This is a genomic window from Roseateles saccharophilus (assembly GCF_031458095.1).
GTDB lineage: Bacteria > Pseudomonadota > Gammaproteobacteria > Burkholderiales > Burkholderiaceae_C > Pelomonas > Pelomonas saccharophila_A.
This window is the reverse complement of the sequence record NZ_JAVDXU010000003.1, coordinates 630,317-649,067: the sequence shown is the minus strand read 5'-3', so window position 1 is coordinate 649,067 and position 18,751 is coordinate 630,317. Positions and strand designations below refer to the sequence as shown.

At 69.8% G+C, this 18,751-nt stretch carries 18 protein-coding genes; 6 read left to right on the top strand and 12 right to left on the bottom strand.

Going from position 1 to position 18,751, the window contains the following annotated elements; all coding sequences use genetic code 11:
• Nucleotides 1–76 precede the first annotated feature (76 nt).
• Nucleotides 77–1,000 (top strand): LysR family transcriptional regulator, encoded by a 924-nt coding sequence (locus tag J2X20_RS21930; protein WP_310269469.1) that lies wholly within the window; start codon nt 77–79, stop codon nt 998–1,000.
• Here J2X20_RS21930 and J2X20_RS21925 read toward each other — a convergent pair whose 3' ends face one another.
• A complete protein-coding gene (locus tag J2X20_RS21925; RefSeq protein ID WP_310269466.1) occupies nt 1,001–2,707 on the bottom strand; it encodes a GGDEF domain-containing protein in 1,707 nt (568 codons plus the stop codon).
• A gap of 38 nt (nt 2,708–2,745) precedes the next feature.
• Here J2X20_RS21925 and J2X20_RS21920 point away from each other — a divergent pair, with 38 nt between their 5' ends.
• Nucleotides 2,746–3,558: a DUF429 domain-containing protein gene (locus tag J2X20_RS21920; protein ID WP_310269462.1), complete on the top strand. Its 813-nt coding sequence runs from the start codon at nt 2,746–2,748 to the stop codon at nt 3,556–3,558.
• 165 nt (nt 3,559–3,723) lie between these two features.
• Here the strand turns inward: J2X20_RS21920 and J2X20_RS21915 are convergent, their stop codons facing one another.
• From J2X20_RS21915 to J2X20_RS21885, 7 genes are all read right to left on the bottom strand, one after another.
• On the bottom strand, nt 3,724–4,260 hold the full coding sequence (locus J2X20_RS21915) for a hypothetical protein (protein WP_310269458.1): 537 nt from the start codon (nt 4,258–4,260) through the stop codon (nt 3,724–3,726).
• Between the two features lie 7 nt (nt 4,261–4,267).
• Nucleotides 4,268–5,686: an amidohydrolase family protein gene (locus J2X20_RS21910; protein WP_310269455.1), complete on the bottom strand. Its 1,419-nt coding sequence runs from the start codon at nt 5,684–5,686 to the stop codon at nt 4,268–4,270.
• A 29-nt stretch (nt 5,687–5,715) separates the two neighbouring features.
• A complete protein-coding gene (locus J2X20_RS21905) occupies nt 5,716–6,549 on the bottom strand; it encodes a metallophosphoesterase (protein WP_310269452.1) in 834 nt (277 codons plus the stop codon).
• A 10-nt stretch (nt 6,550–6,559) separates the two neighbouring features.
• Nucleotides 6,560–7,480: an arginase gene (rocF, locus tag J2X20_RS21900; RefSeq protein WP_310269451.1), complete on the bottom strand. Its 921-nt coding sequence runs from the start codon at nt 7,478–7,480 to the stop codon at nt 6,560–6,562.
• Nucleotides 7,477–8,361 (bottom strand): LOG family protein, encoded by an 885-nt coding sequence (locus tag J2X20_RS21895; protein ID WP_310269448.1) that lies wholly within the window; start codon nt 8,359–8,361, stop codon nt 7,477–7,479. Before J2X20_RS21895 ends, rocF begins: the two co-directional genes overlap by 4 nt.
• A gap of 69 nt (nt 8,362–8,430) precedes the next feature.
• Nucleotides 8,431–9,180, bottom strand: a complete 750-nt coding sequence (locus J2X20_RS21890) for a HesA/MoeB/ThiF family protein (RefSeq protein WP_310269445.1) — start codon at nt 9,178–9,180, stop codon at nt 8,431–8,433.
• A gap of 15 nt (nt 9,181–9,195) precedes the next feature.
• Nucleotides 9,196–10,113, bottom strand: a complete 918-nt coding sequence (locus J2X20_RS21885; RefSeq protein ID WP_310269442.1) for a LysR family transcriptional regulator — start codon at nt 10,111–10,113, stop codon at nt 9,196–9,198.
• A 73-nt stretch (nt 10,114–10,186) separates the two neighbouring features.
• Here J2X20_RS21885 and J2X20_RS21880 point away from each other — a divergent pair, with 73 nt between their 5' ends.
• The gene (locus tag J2X20_RS21880) at nt 10,187–11,353 is read left to right on the top strand and encodes an MFS transporter (protein WP_310269441.1); all 1,167 of its coding nucleotides are present in this window, start codon (nt 10,187–10,189) and stop codon (nt 11,351–11,353) included.
• A 10-nt stretch (nt 11,354–11,363) separates the two neighbouring features.
• Here J2X20_RS21880 and J2X20_RS21875 read toward each other — a convergent pair whose 3' ends face one another.
• Nucleotides 11,364–11,981 carry a TetR/AcrR family transcriptional regulator gene (locus tag J2X20_RS21875; protein ID WP_310269438.1) on the bottom strand — a complete coding sequence of 206 codons (618 nt, stop codon included), beginning with the start codon at nt 11,979–11,981 and terminating at the stop codon, nt 11,364–11,366.
• A gap of 46 nt (nt 11,982–12,027) precedes the next feature.
• Between J2X20_RS21875 and J2X20_RS21870 the strand changes: the two genes are divergently transcribed.
• On the top strand, nt 12,028–12,495 hold the full coding sequence (locus J2X20_RS21870; protein ID WP_310269436.1) for a VOC family protein: 468 nt from the start codon (nt 12,028–12,030) through the stop codon (nt 12,493–12,495).
• A complete protein-coding gene (locus J2X20_RS21865; RefSeq protein ID WP_310269433.1) occupies nt 12,492–12,881 on the top strand; it encodes a nuclear transport factor 2 family protein in 390 nt (129 codons plus the stop codon). The genes J2X20_RS21870 and J2X20_RS21865 overlap by 4 nt, the downstream gene beginning before the upstream one ends.
• Before the next feature lie 80 nt (nt 12,882–12,961).
• On the opposite strand, the gene J2X20_RS21860 is transcribed toward J2X20_RS21865, so the two are convergent.
• Both J2X20_RS21860 and J2X20_RS21855 read right to left on the bottom strand, forming a co-directional pair.
• Entirely contained in the window at nt 12,962–14,401 is a 1,440-nt protein-coding gene (locus tag J2X20_RS21860) for a S41 family peptidase (RefSeq protein WP_310269430.1), read from the bottom strand.
• A 191-nt stretch (nt 14,402–14,592) separates the two neighbouring features.
• A complete protein-coding gene (locus tag J2X20_RS21855) occupies nt 14,593–15,960 on the bottom strand; it encodes a metallophosphoesterase family protein (RefSeq protein WP_310269426.1) in 1,368 nt (455 codons plus the stop codon).
• A gap of 92 nt (nt 15,961–16,052) precedes the next feature.
• Here J2X20_RS21855 and pelA point away from each other — a divergent pair, with 92 nt between their 5' ends.
• Nucleotides 16,053–17,348, top strand: a complete 1,296-nt coding sequence (pelA, locus tag J2X20_RS21850) for a pectate lyase (protein WP_310269424.1) — start codon at nt 16,053–16,055, stop codon at nt 17,346–17,348.
• On the opposite strand, the gene J2X20_RS21845 is transcribed toward pelA, so the two are convergent.
• Nucleotides 17,332–18,696 carry an MFS transporter gene (locus J2X20_RS21845; protein ID WP_310269421.1) on the bottom strand — a complete coding sequence of 455 codons (1,365 nt, stop codon included), beginning with the start codon at nt 18,694–18,696 and terminating at the stop codon, nt 17,332–17,334. The genes pelA and J2X20_RS21845 overlap by 17 nt on opposite strands.
• Between the last annotated feature and the right edge of the window lie 55 nt (nt 18,697–18,751).

Below are 18,751 nucleotides of genomic sequence, written 5' to 3'. Positions count from 1 at the left end.
TGGGTGAACGATAGGAGCTTCACGATCTGGCGATAAGACGGCCAAAATCGCTATCACCTTGAAGTGACGCTTAAAGATGGACGAACTCAAGCCCTATGCCGTGTTTGCCGAGACCGTCGCCGCCGGCTCCATGAGCGGGGCCGGGCGGCGGCTGGGCATGAGCGCCTCGGCCGTCAGCCAGACCCTGCGCGCGCTGGAGCGCCAGATGGGCGTGACGCTGCTGCACCGCTCGACGCGCAAGCTCACGCTGACCGAGGCCGGTGAGCGTTGCTACCCGCATTGCCTGCGCCTCGTCGAGGCCGCACGCGCAGCGGCGGATTCGCTGGTGCAGGCGCGAGACGCGCCCAGCGGCGAGTTGCGCGTCGCAGCACCCGTGGGCTTTGCGGCCCATATTGCCCAGGCGCTGGCACCGGTGCTGGCGCAAGCACCGGGCCTGAGGCTGCGCCTGCTGGTGGACGACGCGATGATCGACCTCATCGATGCCCGCATCGACATCGCGGTGCGCGTCGGCCAGCTTGCTGACTCCAACTGGATTGCGCGGCCCTTGTGCGAGATCGAGATGGTGCTGTGCGCGGCGCCCGCCTATGTCGAGCGCCACGGCCTGCCGTCAATGCCGGCGGACCTGCCGGGTTTCGACTGGATTGCCTGGGCCCGCGAAACCCAGGAGGCCGGCGAGGCGGCGCCAACCATCGCCCTGCTGTTGCACGGCGCTGGTGGCGAGGCGCAGCGCGTGCAGGTCCCCGTGCGCATTGCCAGCAACAACCATGTGGCCTTGCAGCAGATGTGCGAGCAGGGGCTGGGCATCGCCCGACTGGGTTATGCCGACGTGCTGGCCCAGCTGTCGCGCGGCACCTTGGTGCGGCTGCTGCCGCAATGGCGCTTCACGCCGCTGCCGGTGGTGGCCGTCACGCCGCGGCGTGAGGGCGAGCCGGCCAAGGTGAGGGTGGCGGTGGAGGCGCTGAAGCGCTATTTCGCGACATTGCCGGGGCTGGCGGCCTAGTCAGTCGACGTGGACGCGATTGCGCCCACCCCGCTTGGCCGCATACAGCGCCTGGTCGGCACGGTTGAGCAGGCTGTCGCCCTGGTGTTGCAGCGGTGCGCCACCCGAGATGCCGACGCTGATACGCACGATGAGGCCGGGCGTGATGGCCGCCCAGTCGTGCTCGACGACGGCCAGGCGCAGGCGCTCGCAGATCTCGGCGGCCTGCTGGGGCGCGATGCCGACCAGCACGGCCAGGAACTCCTCGCCGCCGATGCGCGCCATCAGGTCGGCGCTGCGCAGGCGGTGGCGCAGCAGTTGGGCGAGCTGCTGCAGCACGGCGTCGCCGACGGCATGGCCATGGGTGTCGTTGATCCTCTTGAAATGATCGACGTCCAGCGCCGCGACGCTGATGACCTGGCCGGCCATGCGCGCCCCCTCGACGAGCAGGGGCAGGGCGAACTCGGCGTGGCGGCGGTTGTGCAGGCCGGTCAGCACGTCCTCGTGGGCGGCGCGGTCCAGGGCCATGGCGTGTTCGCGCAGGCGCGCCTGCTCGGTCTCGAGGTGGGCGGCCCGAGCACGTTCGCGGCGGGCGTCGGCCACGGCGCTGTCGGCGCGGGCCTGGGCCTGCTCGACCTGGTCGCGGATCAGGATGACCTCGGTCTGCAGCACCAGGTTGTCGCGCGAGATCTGGCGGTCCAGGCCGACCAGTTCCTCCAGCCAGCCGAGGGCCTCGCGGTACTGGCCGCAGGCCTTGTGGGTCTCGTACAGGGAGCGGATCAGCAGGCGGCGCAGCTTGGGCGGCGGCTCGGTGGCGGCATGCAGCAGGGCCTCGAGGATGCGGGCGGCCTGCACCGGCTCGCCCTTCAGGCGCAGGAAGACGGCGCGCTGGGCATCGGCCTCGACGGCCAGGGTGCGGTAGCCATGGTCATGGGCCAGGTGGCCGAACTCGTTGAGCAAGGGCAGGGCGGTGTCGAGCAGGCCGCCGGCCAGCAAGGCATTGACGAGGTTGGACACGGCCACGGCCACCTGGAAGGGGCTGCCGGACCGGCGGGCCAGCGTGGTGGCCTGGTCGGCAGTGCGGCGCGCGTTGGCCACGGCATCGGCCAGGGCGGCGCTGTCGCCCAGGGTCCGGGCCTCCTCGACGCGGCGCAGCCAGAAATAGGCCAGGTTGTTGTGGCAGGAGAACAGCACCTCGGCGCAGTCGGTGCGGGCCGCGATCTCCAGGGCTTGGCCGGCCGAAGCACAGGCCTGGACCGGGTTCTCCAGGCTGGAATACGCGATGCCGACACGGTTCAGCGCCCAGGCCTCGCGCACCGGGTCAGCGGCGCGGCGCGCGGCGGCCAGGGCCTTCATGCCCGATTCCAGGGCCTCGCGGCCCATCAGCAGCTGGCCGTAGACATAGCACTGGCTGGTCAATGCATCGGCCAGCAGGATGTCGTCGCTCAGACGCTCGGCCAGGGCCAGGGCCTCGGTGGCGCAACGCGCGCTGGCCGTCAGCTTGCCGACGCGCGGGTATTGATGGGCCAGCAGGGCCAGGATCTCGGCGCGCCGACGCAACTCGGCCGCCGGGCAGATCAGCAGCAATTCCTCCAAGGCCTCGCTGGACACCTGGTAGGCCCCCGCGGCCGCGCGCTGGCGTGCGACGGCAAAGGCGGCGTCGAAGTCTGCGGCGTTGAAACCGGCGTTCTCGGCAGGCGGGGCGGGGAGGTCGAGCAGGGCTGACATGGAATCCGTCGATTCTGCCTAGGCCCAGAATGCCGGCCATGACGGACATCGCTGTTTTCGGGGTCGACTTCACGAGTGCACCCCGCAAGGTCAAGCCCATCGTCGCGGCGGAAGGCCTGCGCCACGGCGCCGTGGTGCGTCTGACGCGGCTGGTAGCGCTACACAGCCTGGAGGAGTTTTCCGCCTGGCTCGCTCAGCCCGGGCCCTGGGTGGCTGGTTTCGACCTGCCTTTCGGCCTGCCACGCGAGCTTATCGAGCAGCTGGGCTGGCCGACCGACTATGCCGCCCTGATGGCGCATTACGCCGGCCTGAGCCGCGCGGAGATCCGCGAGCGCTTTGCTGCTTTCTGCGCTGCGCGGCCGGCCGGGTCCAAGTTCGCCCATCGCGCCTGTGACGGGCCGGCCGGCGCCAGCCCGAGCATGAAGTGGGTCAACCCGCCGGTGGCCTGGATGCTGCATGCCGGCGTGCCGCGGCTGATCGCGGCGGGCGTGCATCTGGCGGGTCATCTGGCCGGCGACGAGAGCCGCGTGGCGCTGGAGGCCTACCCGGGGCTGCTGGCGCGCGAGCTGATCGCGCGGCGCTCCTACAAGAGCGATGCGAAGGCCGCGCAGACGCCCGAGCGGCTGATCGCGCGCAAGGACATCGTCGAGGGCCTGGAGCAAGGCCGCACGCGGCTTGGCCTGCGCCTCAAGCTCAGCCATGCCCAGCGCGACGAACTGGTGGCGGACGCCAGCGGGGACAGCCTGGACGCCGTGCTGGCCATGCTGCAGGCCGCCTGGGCCGCGCAGCAGCCGCGCTATGGTTGGCCCGAGGGCGCGGATGCCTTGGAGGGATGGATAGCCGGCGCATGAAAGGCCTGGCTCCGTCGGCGCGACCCTGACACTTCGCCCCACGAAGGAAGCCGTATGAACCGACGCCAGCTCTGCGCCAGTGCGCTGTTCGGGACGCTGTCGCTGCACGCGAGCGAGGGGCACCAAGATCTTTTGCATGCCAGCACTACCCGCGCCGGCCGGCTTTCATTCCTGCTGCCGACGCGCAATCTCCAGCGCCCGCTGCAGCTCCGCGGCACGCCAGGGCTGGTCACGGATGGCGCGCAGCAGCACCGCTTCCGCCTGCTCGGGTCGGCCGTGCCGGCGCAGCACCTGGGCGGCTTCCAGGGCATCCAGGTCGGGAATGGTTTCCGCGCCCGTGAGCTTGACCCAGGCGATGCCGATGAGGGCGATGGCCAGCGGCGTTGAAAAGAGCAGCTTCTCCACCGTCGGCATGCCGGTGAACCAGATGAACCAGAGCATGGCCGCCATGAAAGTGAGGCCGCCCAGGGCGCCGTTCAGCTTCAGCCAGCGCTTGGGCGCCATTGGGAAGGCGATGCTCAGGGCGAAGCTGATCAGGGCCAGCCCGAACAGCGTGACCGAGCCGTGCTGGGGCGAAGCCAGCAGGGCGCGACGCGCGCCGGGGCGCGGATGAAACTCGACGATGCCCAGCGACAGCAGCAGCACATAGCCGCCGACCAACAGGAAGGCCAGCGCGGCCCAGCGGGGAGGGGTGCGATGCATGACGTCGTCAGCGCAGACCGACCTGGCCCTTCCAGGCATTCAGGATCTTGGCCCGGTCCCAGGCCCGGCCGGCCTTCATCGTCCAGGCCACTTCGGGCAGGGCCGGCTTGGCCGCATCCAGCGGCGCGGCAAAAGCGATCAGGTCGGCGCGCAGGCCCGGGGCGATGCGGCCGATGTCGGCGCTGCGACCCAGATAGGTGGCGCCATTGGACGTCATGACCTTGACGGTGGTTGCCGTGTCGAAGCCGGCCTCGCGCAGCAGTTCGAACTGGCGCAGCGACGACCAGCCCGGGATGACGCCGCCATAGCCCGTCGGGTCGGTGCCGGCGACGAGCAGGCCGCCGGCGTCATGGAACTGTTTCTCCCAGACCATGTTCTTCGGAAAGATGCGGCCATGCGGGTTGGGGCCGCCGCGCTGGATGGCCGTGTAGCGGCTCACGTATTGCTCGCGCAGTTGCGGCATCAGCAGGTCCAGTGCCGCGGCCGGGGCCATGGGGCGGCCGTAGGAAAAAGTCTCGAAGATGGTCAGCGTCGACGTCAGGGCGACTTTCTTGTCGATCATCTGGCGCTGCAGGGCGGCCATGCGCGGGTCGTCGACGGCCAGCGCGTCGAGGGACTTGGGGGCGGCGTCGCCGCTGGGGCAGACGTCTGGCTGCCTGCCGTCGACGAAGTCCGTGGACGCGAAGAAGCCATGCTCCAGGTTGTCTATGCCCATGGCGGTCGCCTCGGCATAGGTCACCGCGCACAGATGAGCAGTGACCTTGGCCTTGCGTTCATGCGCAGCTTTCACGATGGCATCGAGCTGCTCGCGCGTCAGGTGCATATAGCCCTTGTACGAGGTCGCGCCGACGTCGGCCCAGTAGCCCACCTGGCGCACGGCGTCCTCGGCATTCACAAGGCGCGGCACCTGGGCCACGAAGGCCTGGATGCCGTTCAGAAAGGGGGCCGTCACGTCCAGGTCGGGCCCCGGTGCCTTGCCGTCGCGGATGTCCTTCCAGGTGTTGAGGTCGGCATAGGGGCTCATGCTGCCGGCCGTGCGCATCGTCGTCACGCCGCCGGCGAGGTAGAGCAGCGGGAAGCTCTGGAAGAAGGCGCCGTAGCTGCCGCGTTCGGTCGGGTAGAACAGGTGCTCGTGCAGCAGCACGAAGCCGGGCATCAGCGCGCCGCCGTTCAGCTCCTTCACCAGCGCGCCGGCCGGGGCCTTGAGTTCGCCATCGGGCTTCACGTCCGCGATGCGGCCGTCGCGAATCAGCACGCTCATGTGCTCGCGTGGCGCACTGCCCGTGCCGTCGTAGAGCTGGGCATTGCGCAGCAGCGTGACCGGGGCCTGGAAGAGGGTGTAGCGCTCGGTGTCGCTGGGCGGCGGCGTCTGCGCGAGGGCGGCCGAGGACAGCAGGGCAGCGACGAGGAGGCTTGTCTTCTTCATGCAAGCCATCCTCGCATGGGGCACCGCGCTCACAGATCGGGGATGACCTCGGGGTGGCCGGCGTGGGCGAGATGGCTGACCAGGGGCAGGCCGGGGCCCCAGGCATGGATGAGCCAGCCGGCGGGTTCGAGCGCGATGGCCAGGGGTGCGTCGGGCGCGAGGTCCAGCGCCACCTGATGGGCGGTGGAGGGCGCACTGATGACGGGGGCGTGAGCCACCTGGCCCAGCGTCATGCGGTGCAGATGGCCACAGACCACGCGCTGCACCTGCGGGTGGCGGGAGATCAGCGCCTCGAAGCCGGCCAGGCCCTGCTGCAGGGCCATCGCATCCATGGCGGCGAGGCCGGTGGTGTGGGGCGGGTGGTGCAGGGCGACGAGCGTGGGAATGCCGTGGCGCTCGGCGAGCAGGCCTTGGGCTTGCGCCAGCCGTGCGTCATCGAAACCACCTTCGGGCCGGCCAGGCATCAGGCTGTCCAGCACGACGAGGCGCAGCGGACCGGGCAGGTCCAGCGCGTACTGGATGGCGGCCGCGCCGGGCTCGCCGCGGTGCACGTTCGCGAGGCCCGCAAAGGCCTCCTGCAGCGGGCCGCGGGCGTCGTGGTTGCCGGGCAGCAGGGCCAGCGGCAGGCGGGCTTCGATCAGCGGCAGCAGCAGCTCGCGCAGCTGGGCGTATTCGGCCGGGTGGCCGGCATCGACAAGGTCGCCGCTGACCAGCACAGCCACGGGCCGCGGCCGGATTTGCAGCACGCGCTCGACGGCGTGGCGCAGCGCGGCCGCGGTGTCGACACGGCCGCAGATCAGCTTGCCCGGATGGGTGATGTGCGGGTCGCTGAGCTGGACGAGCAGATAGGGCGTGGCGTCCATGCGTGCAGCCTCACTTGCGCATCAGCGTGGATTTGCCGAAGAGGGACTCGATGAGGTCCACGGCCACCAGGGCGGTGCGGTTCTTCTCGTCCAGCGCCGGGTTCAGCTCCATCAGGTCCATGGAAGCCATGCGGCCGGTGTCGGCAATCATCTCCATGCACAGATGCGCTTCGCGGTAGGTCGGGCCGCCGCCGACCGTCGTGCCGACGCCGGGCGCCATGACGGGGTCGAGGAAGTCGACGTCGAAGCTGACGTGCAGATGGGTGTTGTCGTCCAGAGTCGCCAGGGCCAGCTCCATGGTGTGGCGCATGCCCATCTCGTCGATGAAGCGCATGTCGAACACTTCCAGGTCGTGCTCGTGCACGAAGGCGCGTTCGCCCTCGTCAACGCTGCGGATGCCGATCTGGCGGATCCACTTCGGCGAGATGGCCGGCACATGGCCGCCGATCTCGATGAGCTCCTTGGGGCCGAAGCCGCACAGGCAGGCCACCGGCATGCCGTGGATGTTGCCGCTGGGGGTCAGCTCGCTGGTGTTGAAGTCGGCATGGGCGTCCAGCCACAGCACGCGCAACTTCTTGCCGGCGTCGCGGCAGTGGCGCGCCACGGCGCTGATGGAGCCCAGGCCCAGGCAATGGTCGCCGCCCAGCAGGATGGGCATGCGGCCGGTCTTGAGCTCGTTGTAGACGGCCTCGTGCACGGTCTGGTTCCAGGCCACCACTTCCTGCAGATGGCGGTAGCCGTCGGTGGGCGGCAGCCAGGGATTGGAAGGGCCGCTGAGGTTGCCGCGGTCGACGACATCGACACCGCGGGCGCGCAGGGCTTCGGCCAGGCCGGCCACACGCATGGCCTCGGGGCCCATGCTGGCGCCGCGGGCACCGGCGCCGATGTCGGTGGGGGCGCCGATCAGGGAGACATTGCGGAGTTTGGTCATGGCGTGGCGGCGCTCGCGGGCGCGGCGAGTTCGGGTTGGGATTCGAGCAGGCCCCAAGCTTCCTCGGCGGTCTCGACGTAGTGGAAGAGCTGGGCGTCGGCGGGATTGACCATGCCGGTCTCGATCAGCAGCTCGATGTTGATCAGCTTGGTCCAGAACTCGCGCCCGAACAGCAGGATGGGGCGCGGCCGGCTCTTGCGGGTCTGGATCAGCGTCAGCGTCTCGAAGAGTTCATCCAGCGTGCCGAAGCCGCCGGGGAAGCAGACCAGGGCCACGGCGCGCATCAGGAAATGCATCTTGCGCAGGCCGAAGTAGTGGAAGCGGAAGCACAGTTCCGGCGTGATGTAGGGGTTGGGGTACTGCTCGTGCGGCAGCACGATGTTCAGCCCGACGCTCTTGCCGCCCATCTCGTAGGCGCCGCGGTTGCCGGCTTCCATGATGCCGGGGCCGCCGCCGGTGGCGATGACGACATGGTTGCCGCGCTCGACGCAGGCGGCCGTCGCGATCTGGGCGAAGCGGCGCGCTTCCTCGTAGTAGCGGCTCATGGCGATGTGGCGGCGGGCGCGTGCCGCGCCGGCCTCGTCGCCGCGGTCCTCGGCCACCGTCAGCAGGGCCTGGGCGGCTTCGGCCGACAGGATGCGGGCGCTGCCGAAGATGACGATGGTGGATTTGACGCCCTGCTCGTTCTGCAGCAGCTCGGGCTTCATCAGCTCCAGCTGCATGCGCACGGCGCGCATGTCCTGGCGCAGCAGGAAGCTCTCGTCCTTGAAGGCCAGGTTGTAGGCCGCGCCCGGGCCGTCGTAGTCGGGGTGGGGAGGCAGGTCGCGGCACTCCTCCTTGGCGGTCGGGAAGTTGCGCGTCGGGACGTCGGTGGGCTTCATGGGGCGAAGAGACATTGTGGGCAGGTCAGGACCGAATTTTCCGCCCCATTCAGAGGCGCTTACGGGATTTCATCCAGCGCCGCAGACCGAGCATTCGGGGTCGCGCTGCATGGCGATCTCGCTCCATTGCATGCGGCGGCCGTCCAGCATCAAGAGCCGCCCGGCCAGGGGCTCGCCGATGCCGGCCAGCAGCTTGAGCGCCTCGGCCGCCTGCAGGCTGCCGACGATGCCCACCAGCGGCGCGAACACGCCCATGGTGGAGCAGGCCACGTCCTCGAAGCCGGACTCGGGCGGGAACAGGCACGCATAGCAGGGCGTCTCGCCCGAGCGGCTGTCATAGACGCTGATCTGGCCGTCAAAGCCGATGGCCGCGCCCGAGACCAGCGGCTTGCCGTGGCGAACGCAGGCCGCGTTGACGAGATGGCGGGTGGCGAAGTTGTCGGTGCAGTCGATGACGACATCGGCCTGCGGGACCTCGTCGTCGAGCAGCGCTGCGTCGGCCTTGCACGCCAGGGCGCGCACCCGCACACCGGGGTTCAGGGCCGCCATGCGGGCGGCGGCGGACTCGACCTTGGGAAGCTCCAGGCTGGCCATGTCGTGGGCGATCTGGCGCTGCAGATTGGTCAGCGACACCGTGTCGTGGTCGACCAGAGTGATGCGGCCGACGCCGGCCGAGGCGAGATACAGGGCCACCGGCGAGCCCAGGCCGCCGGCGCCGATGACGAGGGCGCCGGCGTCGAGCAGGCGTTGCTGGCCCTCGATGCCGATCTCGTCGAGCAGCAGATGGCGCGAGTAGCGCAGCAGGTCGTCGTCGTTCATGGGAGCAGGATAGCCCTAGCGCATATCTGGCCACAGCGGCCCGGCCATGCTGCGCCGCATGGCCTCGATGAAATAGCGCAGCCGGGCCGGTGGCGCCGGCGGGTTGGGATAGAGCAGGTGCACCGGCAGCGCCTCGCCGCGCCAGGGCGGCAGCAATTGAACCAGGCGGCCCTGGGCGATGTCCTCGCGCACCGACCAGCCCGACAGCAGGGCCGCGCCCAGGCCCAGGCGCACGGCCTCGCGCGTCGCATACAGGCTGTCGGTCGCCAGCACGGGACGGATGGCGATGCGGGCGCGTTCGCCGTCGCCTTCGCGCTTCAGCGCCACCTCCTGGCGGTAGAAGGTGTACAGCGCCACCCAGGGCAGCTCGGCGAGGTCGTCGGGCGTGGCGATGCGCCGCCCCTCCACCAGCGCCGGCGCGGCCACGAGCACGCGCGGCACGCGGGCCAGCTCGATGGCGACGACGGAGCCCTCAGCCTTGCCGCCGACGCGGATGGCGCAGTCCAGCCCCTGCTCGATGAAGTTGGGCGGCGCGTCGTTGAGCAGCCAGTCCACGCGCAGGCCCGGCGCGGCCTTCAGCGCCTGGACGAGAGAGGGGATGAGATGCTCCTGGCCGAAGGCATGCGGCACCTGCACGCGCAGCAGGCCCTCGGGCAGGCCGGGCTCGGCGCGCAGCGACTGCTCGAAGCATTCCCAATCCACCGCCAGGGCCTTGGCCCTTGCGTAGGCGCGCTGGCCGGTCTCGGTCAGGCGCAGCGCGTGCGTGGAGCGTTGCACCAGGGGCTGGCCGAGCTGGCGCTCCAGGGCCTGCAGGCGGCGGCTGACCGTGGGCTGGGTGGTGCCGAGCTGGCGCGCCGCGGCCGACAGGCTGCCGGCCTCGACGATGCGGATGAAGGTCTGCATCAGCAGCAGGCGGTCGAAGGTCGTGCTCATGCGTCAAGCGTATGGCAGTCGTGCGGGCTCTGCGTCTAGCAAGGGTTTTTACGACTCGCCACACTGCCGACCCATGAAGTCCACACCCCAGATCACCGTGCTCAGTCCCGCGCTGTCCCTGCTGCTCGCCACGGCCACCGGCTTGGCCGTGGCGTCCATCTATTACGTGCAACCCCTGCTGGGCCTGCTGTCCGGGCAGTTCGGCGTCGGTAGTGCCGCGATCGGCCTGCTGCCCACGCTGACCCAGCTCGGCTACGGCGCCGCCATCCTGCTGCTTTCGCCGCTGGGTGACCGCTTCGACCGCCGCCGCATCATCGTCATCAAGGCTGCAGCGCTGGTCTTGGCCCTGTCGCTGGCGGCGCTGGCGCCGGGCTTTGCGGCCCTGTGCGTGGCCAGCGTGGCCATCGGCCTGGCCGCGACCCTGGCCCAGGACATCGTGCCCGCCGTGGCGGCGCTGGCACCCGAGGCCGAGCGCGGCAAGCGTGTCGGCCAGGTCATGACGGGGCTGCTGCTGGGCATCCTGCTGTCGCGGGTGGCCAGCGGTTCGCTGGCGGCTGCGGCGGGCTGGCGTGCGGTCTACGCGGTGGCGGCCATTGCCGTGGCTGCCCTGATCCCGCTGCTGTGGCGCAGCCTGCCGAGCTTCGTGCCGGCGACGTCGGCGGGGTATGGCTCGCTGTTGGCGTCGATGGCCGGGCTGTGGATGCGTCATGCGCCGCTGCGGCGCGCGGCGATCGCCCAGGGCCTGCTGAGCGTGGCCTTCAGCGCCTTCTGGTCGACCCTGGCCCTGGTGCTGGCGGGCCCGGACTTCGGCCAGGGCAGCGCGGTGGCCGGCGCCTTCGGCCTGGCCGGCGCGGCGGGAGCCCTGGCGGCGCCGCTGGCCGGCGGCCTGGCGGACCGGCGCGGCCCGCAGGCCGTCATCCGCATCGGTGCGCTGCTGGTCTTCATCGCCTTTGCCGTGCAGGCCCTGGCCCCGGCCTCGCTGTGGCTGCTGGTGGGCGTGGCCATCGTCTTCGACCTGGGCGTGCAGGCGGCGCTGGTGTCGCACCAGAGCGTGGTCTACAGCCTGGACTCGGCCTCGCGCAGCCGGCTGAACGCCGTGCTCGTCAGCACCATGTTCGTCGGCATGGCCAGCGGTGCGGCCCTGGGCTCGACGCTGCTGGCCTCCTTCGGCTGGCGCGCCGTGCCGGCCCTGGGCGCGGTGGCGGCACTGGGTGCCCTGGCCGTTGCCGGGCGGCGATGAGCCCTGCGCGTCAGCCGGGCGAATCCGGCGCCGCGCCCACACCGGTGAAGAGCGTCTCGACCAACTGCTCCGCCAGCTGCAGTGACAGCGGCCGGTGGCCCACCAGCAGGCGGAAGAACAGCGGCCCGTAGATCATGTCCAGGGCCACCTCGATGTCGATGCCGGAGCGGATCTCGCGCGCCGCCATGGCCGCCTCGATGATCTGGCGGCCGGCCTCACGGCTCTTCAGGATCACCTGATTGCGAAAGGCCTTGGCCAGTTCACTGTCGGGATCTGCCGAGGCCATGGTCAAGGTGATCTGCCGCCCGCGTGGTGTGGCGAAGGTGGCGATGACGCCGGCGAGGTGAGCACGCAGCCGGGCCCGCACGGAGTGGGCCCGCGGGAGCGGCTCATCGGAGGGCGGATGCGCCATGAAGGCGGCCATGGCCAGGTCCTGGGCGTTGGTCCAGGTCCTGTAGATCGTCGGCTTGCTGACGCCCGACTCGGCCGCCACGCGCTCGATGGTCAGCCGGCCCAGACCCTCCTCGATGAGGATGCGGTAGGCGGTCGCCAGCGCGAGGCGGCGCGCCTCCTCGCTGGGTGGGCGGCCGGGCTTGCGCGGCGCCTCGGGAGGGGATGCTTGACTCATTACGTGACGTATCGTAATCTAATTCGCACTCACCGGAGGATCCATCATGCCCGCAGCCGCAACTTCACCGGCCAGCCTGTCGCCCTATCTGGCGGTCCGGGGCGCCCAGGCCGCGATCGACTTCTACGTCCAGGCCCTGGGTGCCCAGCTGGACTTCAAGCTGCTCGACCCGTCCGATGGCCGCATCGGCCATGCCGAGCTGCTGTTCGGCGCCACGCGGGTCTTGATCGCCGATGAGTATCCCGACTTCGGCGCCGTCGGGCCCGAGACGCTCGGCGGCTCGCCGGTCAAGCTCCACCTCGACGTGGCCGACGCCGACGCCTTCGTCGCGAACGCCGTGCGGCATGGCGCCACCCTGCTGCGCGCCGTCAAGCTCGAGTTCCACGGCCACCGCAGCGGCCTGATCGCCGATCCGTTTGGCTACAGCTGGTTCGTCGCCAGCAAGGCCGAGGAGGTAGGGCCTGAGGAAATGCAGCGCCGCTGGGACGCGATGGCCGCGGGGAGCCCGTCATGACCGGCAGTCCCGCCGATACCGAGTTGCTGCAGGCATTCCAGGCGGTCGAGGACCGCTTCAATGAGGCCATGGTCAGCAACGATGTCGAGCGCATCGCCCAATGCATCGCGCCGGACTGGACGCTGGTGACGCCGCAGAAGGGCCCCATCCCGCGCGAGGCCATCCTGCATGCCATCCGCAGCGGCGCGCTGACGCACGAATCGATGACCAAGCGGGTGGTGCGGGCCAGCGTCTACGGCGACATGGCGGTCGTCACCGGGCGTGGCAGCAATACCGGCACTTTCAGGGGCGCCCCCATCAGCGCCGATGAATGGATCACCGATGTCTACCGTCTGGTGCAGGGCCAGTGGCGCTGCGTGCTGACCCATCTGGCGCCGGCCGGCTGAAGGCAGGGCCAGCGGCCAGACAAAAAAAGAGGGCCTCTTGCGAGGCCCTTGTGCTTTCAAGAGGTCAGGAGTCTTTGTAGTTATTCCGACGTCTTGGCTTCGGCCTTGCGTTCGACGGCCGACTTGGAGGCGATGACGGGCTGGCCCTTGAGCTTGTTCAGGGCCTGCACCAGCGGGAAGTCTTCCGTCGAGCCGAACTCGGGCAGGGGCTTGGGCGGCTCGGCGCGCTTGGCATATTCGGCCTCCAGCTTCTGGCGGGCTTCCTCGCGGGCCTTCTGGCGGGCTTCGCTCTCTTCCGCCTCGGGGCCGTTGTTCAGATGCTTTTCCAGATCGGCCTCGCGGGTGCGCAGGGCGGCGAAGACATTGCCCTCGGCGGTTTCGTCCAGCAGCACGTCGGGCACGATGCCCTTGGCCTGGATGGAGCGGCCGCTCGGCGTGTAGTAGCGCGCCGTGGTGATCTTCAGGGCGCTTTCCGGGCCGAGCTGGCGCACGGTCTGCACCGAGCCCTTGCCGAAGGTCTGGGCACCCATGACGGTGGCGCGGTGGTGGTCCTGCAGGGCGCCGGCGACGATCTCGCTGGCGCTGGCCGAGCCTTCGTTGACGAGGACGACCAGGGGCACGTTCTTCAGCGCGGCGGGCAGGCGCTTGATCGGGTCGTCACCGCCACGGCGGCGGTAGTCGTCCGGATCGGCCTTGTAGCTGGCTTTGGATTCGGCGATCTGGCCATTGGTCGAAACGACTTCCACGCCCTTGGGCAGGAAGGCGGCGGAGATGGCGATGGCGCCGTCCAGCAGGCCACCCGGGTCGTTGCGCAGGTCCAGCACCAGACCCTTCAGGTTGGGCTCCTGCTTGTAAATGTCTTCCAGCTTCTTGGCGAAGTCGTCGACGGTGCGGTCCTGGAACTGGCTGACGCGGATCCAGGCATAGCCGGGCTCGACGACCTTGGCGCGCACGCTCTGGACCTTGATCTCCTCGCGGGTGATGGTCACCGGGAAGCTGCGGTTCTCGGCTTTGCGGTAGATGGTGAGGCTGACCTTGGTGGCCGGTTCGCCGCGCATCTTCTTGACGGCCTGGTCGATGGTCAGGCCGCGCACGGCTGCGTCATCGATCTTGCTGATCATGTCGCCGCTCTTCAGACCGGCGCGGAAGGCGGGCGAGCCTTCGATGGGAGAGACGATCTTGACCAGGCCGTCTTCCATGCCGATCTCAATGCCCACACCGACGAACTTGCCGGTCGTGCCTTCGCGGAATTCCTTGAAGGTCTTCTTGTCGAAGAACTGGGAATGGGGGTCCAGGCCGGAGACCATGCCGGCGATGGCGTCGTTGATGAGCTTCTTCTCGTCAACGGCTTCGACGTAGTCGCTCTTGACGAGGCCGAACACAGCGGCGAGCTGCTGCATCTCGTCCAGGGGCAGCGGAGACAGGGTGCTGCGCGCATTGGCCTGCAACTGCATCGTGGTGAGGGCACCCGCGACGGCACCGAGGGCAACCCAACCGGCGACTTTCAATCTGGAGCTCATGTAGCCGAGTCCTCTATCAACGTGGTCCTGCCGAAACAGCTAGACAGGTGGGGCCAGTTTAGCCGGCGGTGATTTATGCGCAGTACCGATTTACCTGCCGGAAACCCTTCAAATCGGGTATGGAGTGATGGAATGCGCGGGCGTTACTTCTCGTGCGGCCTGCCAAAAGTCAGGGGTGACAAGCTGTGTCCTCAGCAGCTGAGTTTCTGGCCGGCCAGGCGGCAGGTCGACAGCGGCTGGCCCAGGGCGTCGAAGGCCTGCAATTGCCAGCCCTCCGGCGTGGCCGTCAGCAGCGACAGGCCGAACTCGGTATGCGTGCGCACGGTCTCCAGACGGGCGCCGGGCGCCAGCTCATAGGACAGGGCCGCGGCGGCATCGACCCGGCCCGAGGCAGCCGAGCCGCCGTTGCCGATGACCAGGGTGACGGGGTGATTGCTGGCAAAGCCCAGGGCCTGGTGCATGTGGATGTGGCCGTGAAGGCTGGCTTGCACGCCGGGCGGGAAGAGGCGGCCCGGGATGGCGTCCTGCAGCAGCGGGGTCAGGCCGGAACGGACCGTGCTCGGGGCACCGGTCAGGCTGGGGCTGAAGGCCAGGCTCGGGTGGTGGTTGACGAAGAGGCTCTGGGCGCTGCCCTGGGCCAGGTCGGCGACATGGTCGAGCTGCTGGCGCCAGCGCGCCCAGGCGGGGGAATCCCGGGGCGGCGTGCGGCTGCCGATCTCGGAGGAGTCGAAGACGATGAGCTGGCTGCGCGGCGACAGCGGCACGGCAAACGGTGCCGTGAAGTCGCCGTCGTTGACGCCCGGGCCTGCGGCTGAGCAGGCGCGGGCCGGGCCGGTCCCGGCGTCCAGATAGCGCAGCCAGCCCTGGCCGGCGCGGGTGCAGGCCTCGTGGTTGCCGCGCACGAAGACCCAGGGGGCGGCGGCCAGCAGGGCGCGCGCGGGCTGGAAGAAGTCGGCCTGCCAGGTGTCGTCGCCATAGCCCCAGGGACTGCCGGCGCACACGGCCATGCCGGCCGGGCAGGGGCTTTCGCGGTAGTGATAGTCGCCGACATGGACGACCAGGTCGGGCTTGAGCCTCAGAGCCAGGGCAAGCACGCGCGGGAAAGGCCAGTCCGAGGCGTCATTGCAGCCTTGGAAGTCGCGGTCCGAGGCCTTGAGGCGGCAGCCGGTGTCGCCGATGACGACGATGCGGCGCAGCTCGGCCACCGGGGCCTGCAGCGTCACGCCGCCCAGCTGCAGGCTGGCCACGCCGGCGGGCCAGGGGGCCTCGCAGGCGCGCAGCGTGAACGAGGTCGGTTTGCGCTCGGGCTCCTTGTTGCCGGGTGGCGGGCCTTCCTCGCCCGGGGCGCTGCGCTCCGTCATTGCGGCGCCGCCGCCGGACCAACTGATGTGCGGGCAGGCTGCATCGGCCGTCAGGGCACGCACGGCCCAGGCCGGGCCGGCGACGGCCTGCACCCAGGCCTGCTGCAGGCCGACGACGAGCGGTGGCGCGGGCGGCGGCGCAGGGGGCGCGGCACAGGCGGCCAGGGCCAGCAGGGCGGGAAGGGCGAGGTGTTTCATGAAGCAATCAACTGTGTGAGCGGTGTGAGATTAGCGGTGCCGCCGCGGCCGCGGGCCTTTAGATTGCGTCAATTCCGACCCTGGCCACCCCCATGTCCGTCTCCAGCCGCTTCCTTCTGCTTGCCCTGGCCCTGGCGCCGGTGGCCTTTGCGGCCCGCATCGGCACCATCCCGCCGGCGGATGCGCTGACGGCCGAGCGCGTCGCCGTCTTGCCGGTGGCCGAGCGCACGGCCTGGCAGGCCTATCTGGCCCGCTCCGAGGCCCAGCGTGCCGCCGACCGCGCCGCCCTGGCCGCCGAACGCCAGGGCCTGGTCACCTGGCCCACGCCGCCCGAGGGCGGGCACGGTGAAGCCAGCATGCCGCTGGACAAGCCGGCGGCCTGGTATGGCAGCGAAGCGGCACTGCTGGTGGCGCGCAACATGCTGAGCTACCAGACGCCGGCCGGTGGCTGGGGCAAGAACCAGCCGCGCGACCGCGCGCCGCGCCAGCGCGGCCAGGCCTATGTGGCCGACAACAGCAGCAAGCGCGCGAGGCCCGGCGACTTCGATCTCGCCCAGGACGCGCAGTGGAGCTATGTCGGCACCATAGACAACGACGCCACCATCACCGAGATCCGCTTCCTGGCCCGGGTGGCAGCGCAGTTCCCTGGCGAAGCGGGCGGTGTCTATCGCCAAGCGGCCGAGCGCGGCCTGCGCTATCTGCTGGCCGCGCAATTCCCCAACGGCGGCTGGCCCCAGGTGTGGCCGTTGCAGGGCGGCTATCACGATGCCATCACGCTGAACGACAACGCCCTCGTGGAGGTGGCCGAGCTGATGGGCGAGGCCGCCCATGGTGAGAAGGACCTGGACTTTCTGCCCGCCGGCCTGAAGGCCCAGACCGCGGCGGCCGAGGCGAGCGCCGTGCAGCTGCTGCTGGCAACGCAGATCCGCGTCGACGGCCGGCCCACGCTGTGGGCGCAGCAGCACGACGCGCTGACGCTGGCACCGGCCTCGGCCCGCAACTACGAGCCGCCCGCCCTGAGCAGCGGCGAGAGCGCCCGGGCCCTGGCCTATCTGATGAGCCTGCCCAACCCCTCGCCGGCCGTCGTCGAGGCCGTCAAGGGCGGCGTCGCGACGCTGAAGGCCCTCGCGGCGCGGGATCGCACCTGGGTCAAGGTCGACGAGGCCCAGGGCAAGCGCCTGGTCGCCCAGCCTGGCGCCGGTCCGCTGTGGGCGCGCTACTACGACGCCAGGACGCTCAAGCCCGTGTTCGGCGACCGCGACAAGAGCCTGCACGACGACGTCAACGACCTCAGCCTGGAGCGCCGCAACGGTTATGCCTGGTGGGGCACGTGGCCCCTCAAGACGCTGCAGGCCTACGAGAGTTGGGCGCTCAAGCACTCTTTCTGAGCTCGAAGCGCCTGATCTCGCCGACGACGAAGAGATAGCAGCACACCGCGACCAGCGCATTGGCCGCGACGAAGACCAGGGCCGCGTTGAAAGAGCCCGTGCCCTTGATCAGATAGCCGATGACGATGGGCGTCGTGATGCCGGCGGTGTTGCCGAAGGTGTTGAAGAGGGCGCCCGACAGGCCCGAGATTTCTTTGGGCGAGGTGTCGGACACGACGGCCCAGCCCAGCGCGCCCAGGCCCTTGCCAAAGAAGGCCAGCGACATGATGGCGACGACGACCGCCGCGCTATCGACGTAGTTGCACAGGATCATCGACGTGGACAGCAGCATGCCGATGACGATGGGCGTCTTGCGTGCCAGGGTCAGGCTTTTGCCCTGGCGCAGTAGCGCGTCCGAGACCAGGCCGCCGAGCACGCCGCCCGCAAAGCCGCAGATGGCCGGCAGGGCCGCGACGAAGCCAGCGTTCAGGATGGACATGCCGCGTTCCTTGACCAGGTAGACGGGGAACCAGGTCAGGAAGAAATAGGTCAGTGTCGTGATGCAGTACTGGCCGATGTAGACGCCCATCAACATGCGGTTCCCCAGCAGCTGCTTGATGTAGCCCAGCTTGGGTGTGTTGGGCGCGAAGCTGCGGCTCTGCGTGCCGGGCTGGTCCATGTTGACGAGGGCACCGCCGGCGGCGATGTAGTCCAGCTCTGCGGCATTGACGCCCGGGTGGCTCTTGGGCGTGTGGACCGTCTTCATCCACACGAGGCTCAGCACGATGCCCAGCAGGCCCATGACGACGAAGACGGCCGGCCAGCCGTAGCTGTGCGTGATCCAGCCCATCAGCGGCGCGAACAGCACGGTGGCGAAATACTGGGCCGAGTTGAAGATGGCCGAGGCCGTGCCGCGCTCGTTGGCGGGGAACCAGGAGGCCACGATGCGGCCGTTGGCCGGGAAGGACGGCGCCTCGGCCGCGCCGACGAGAAAGCGCAGCGCGAACAGCGTGACGACCGCCAGGCCGACGTTGGCCGTGATGAAGCTGATGCCGCCCTGCAGCAGTGTGAAGACGGACCAGATGCAGATGCTGCAGGCGTACACGAGCTTGGAGCCGAAGCGGTCCAGCAGCCAGCCGCCAGGCAGTTGGGCGATGACATAGGACCAGCCGAAGGCCGAGAAGATATAGCCCATGGTGACCGCGTCGATGCCCAGCTCCTTGGACAGGGCCGGGCCGGCGATGGACAGCGTGGCGCGGTCGGCGTAGTTGATCGTCGTGACGACGAAGAGCATGGCCAGGATGGCGAAGCGCTTGCGGGTGCGGTTGGCGCTGCCGGCGTGGGCCAGCGAGGCGGTGGCGGTGTTCATCAATGTCTCCGGGCAATGCAGCGGCTCCGCCTCTTGCCGGGCGGTGATGCCGAAT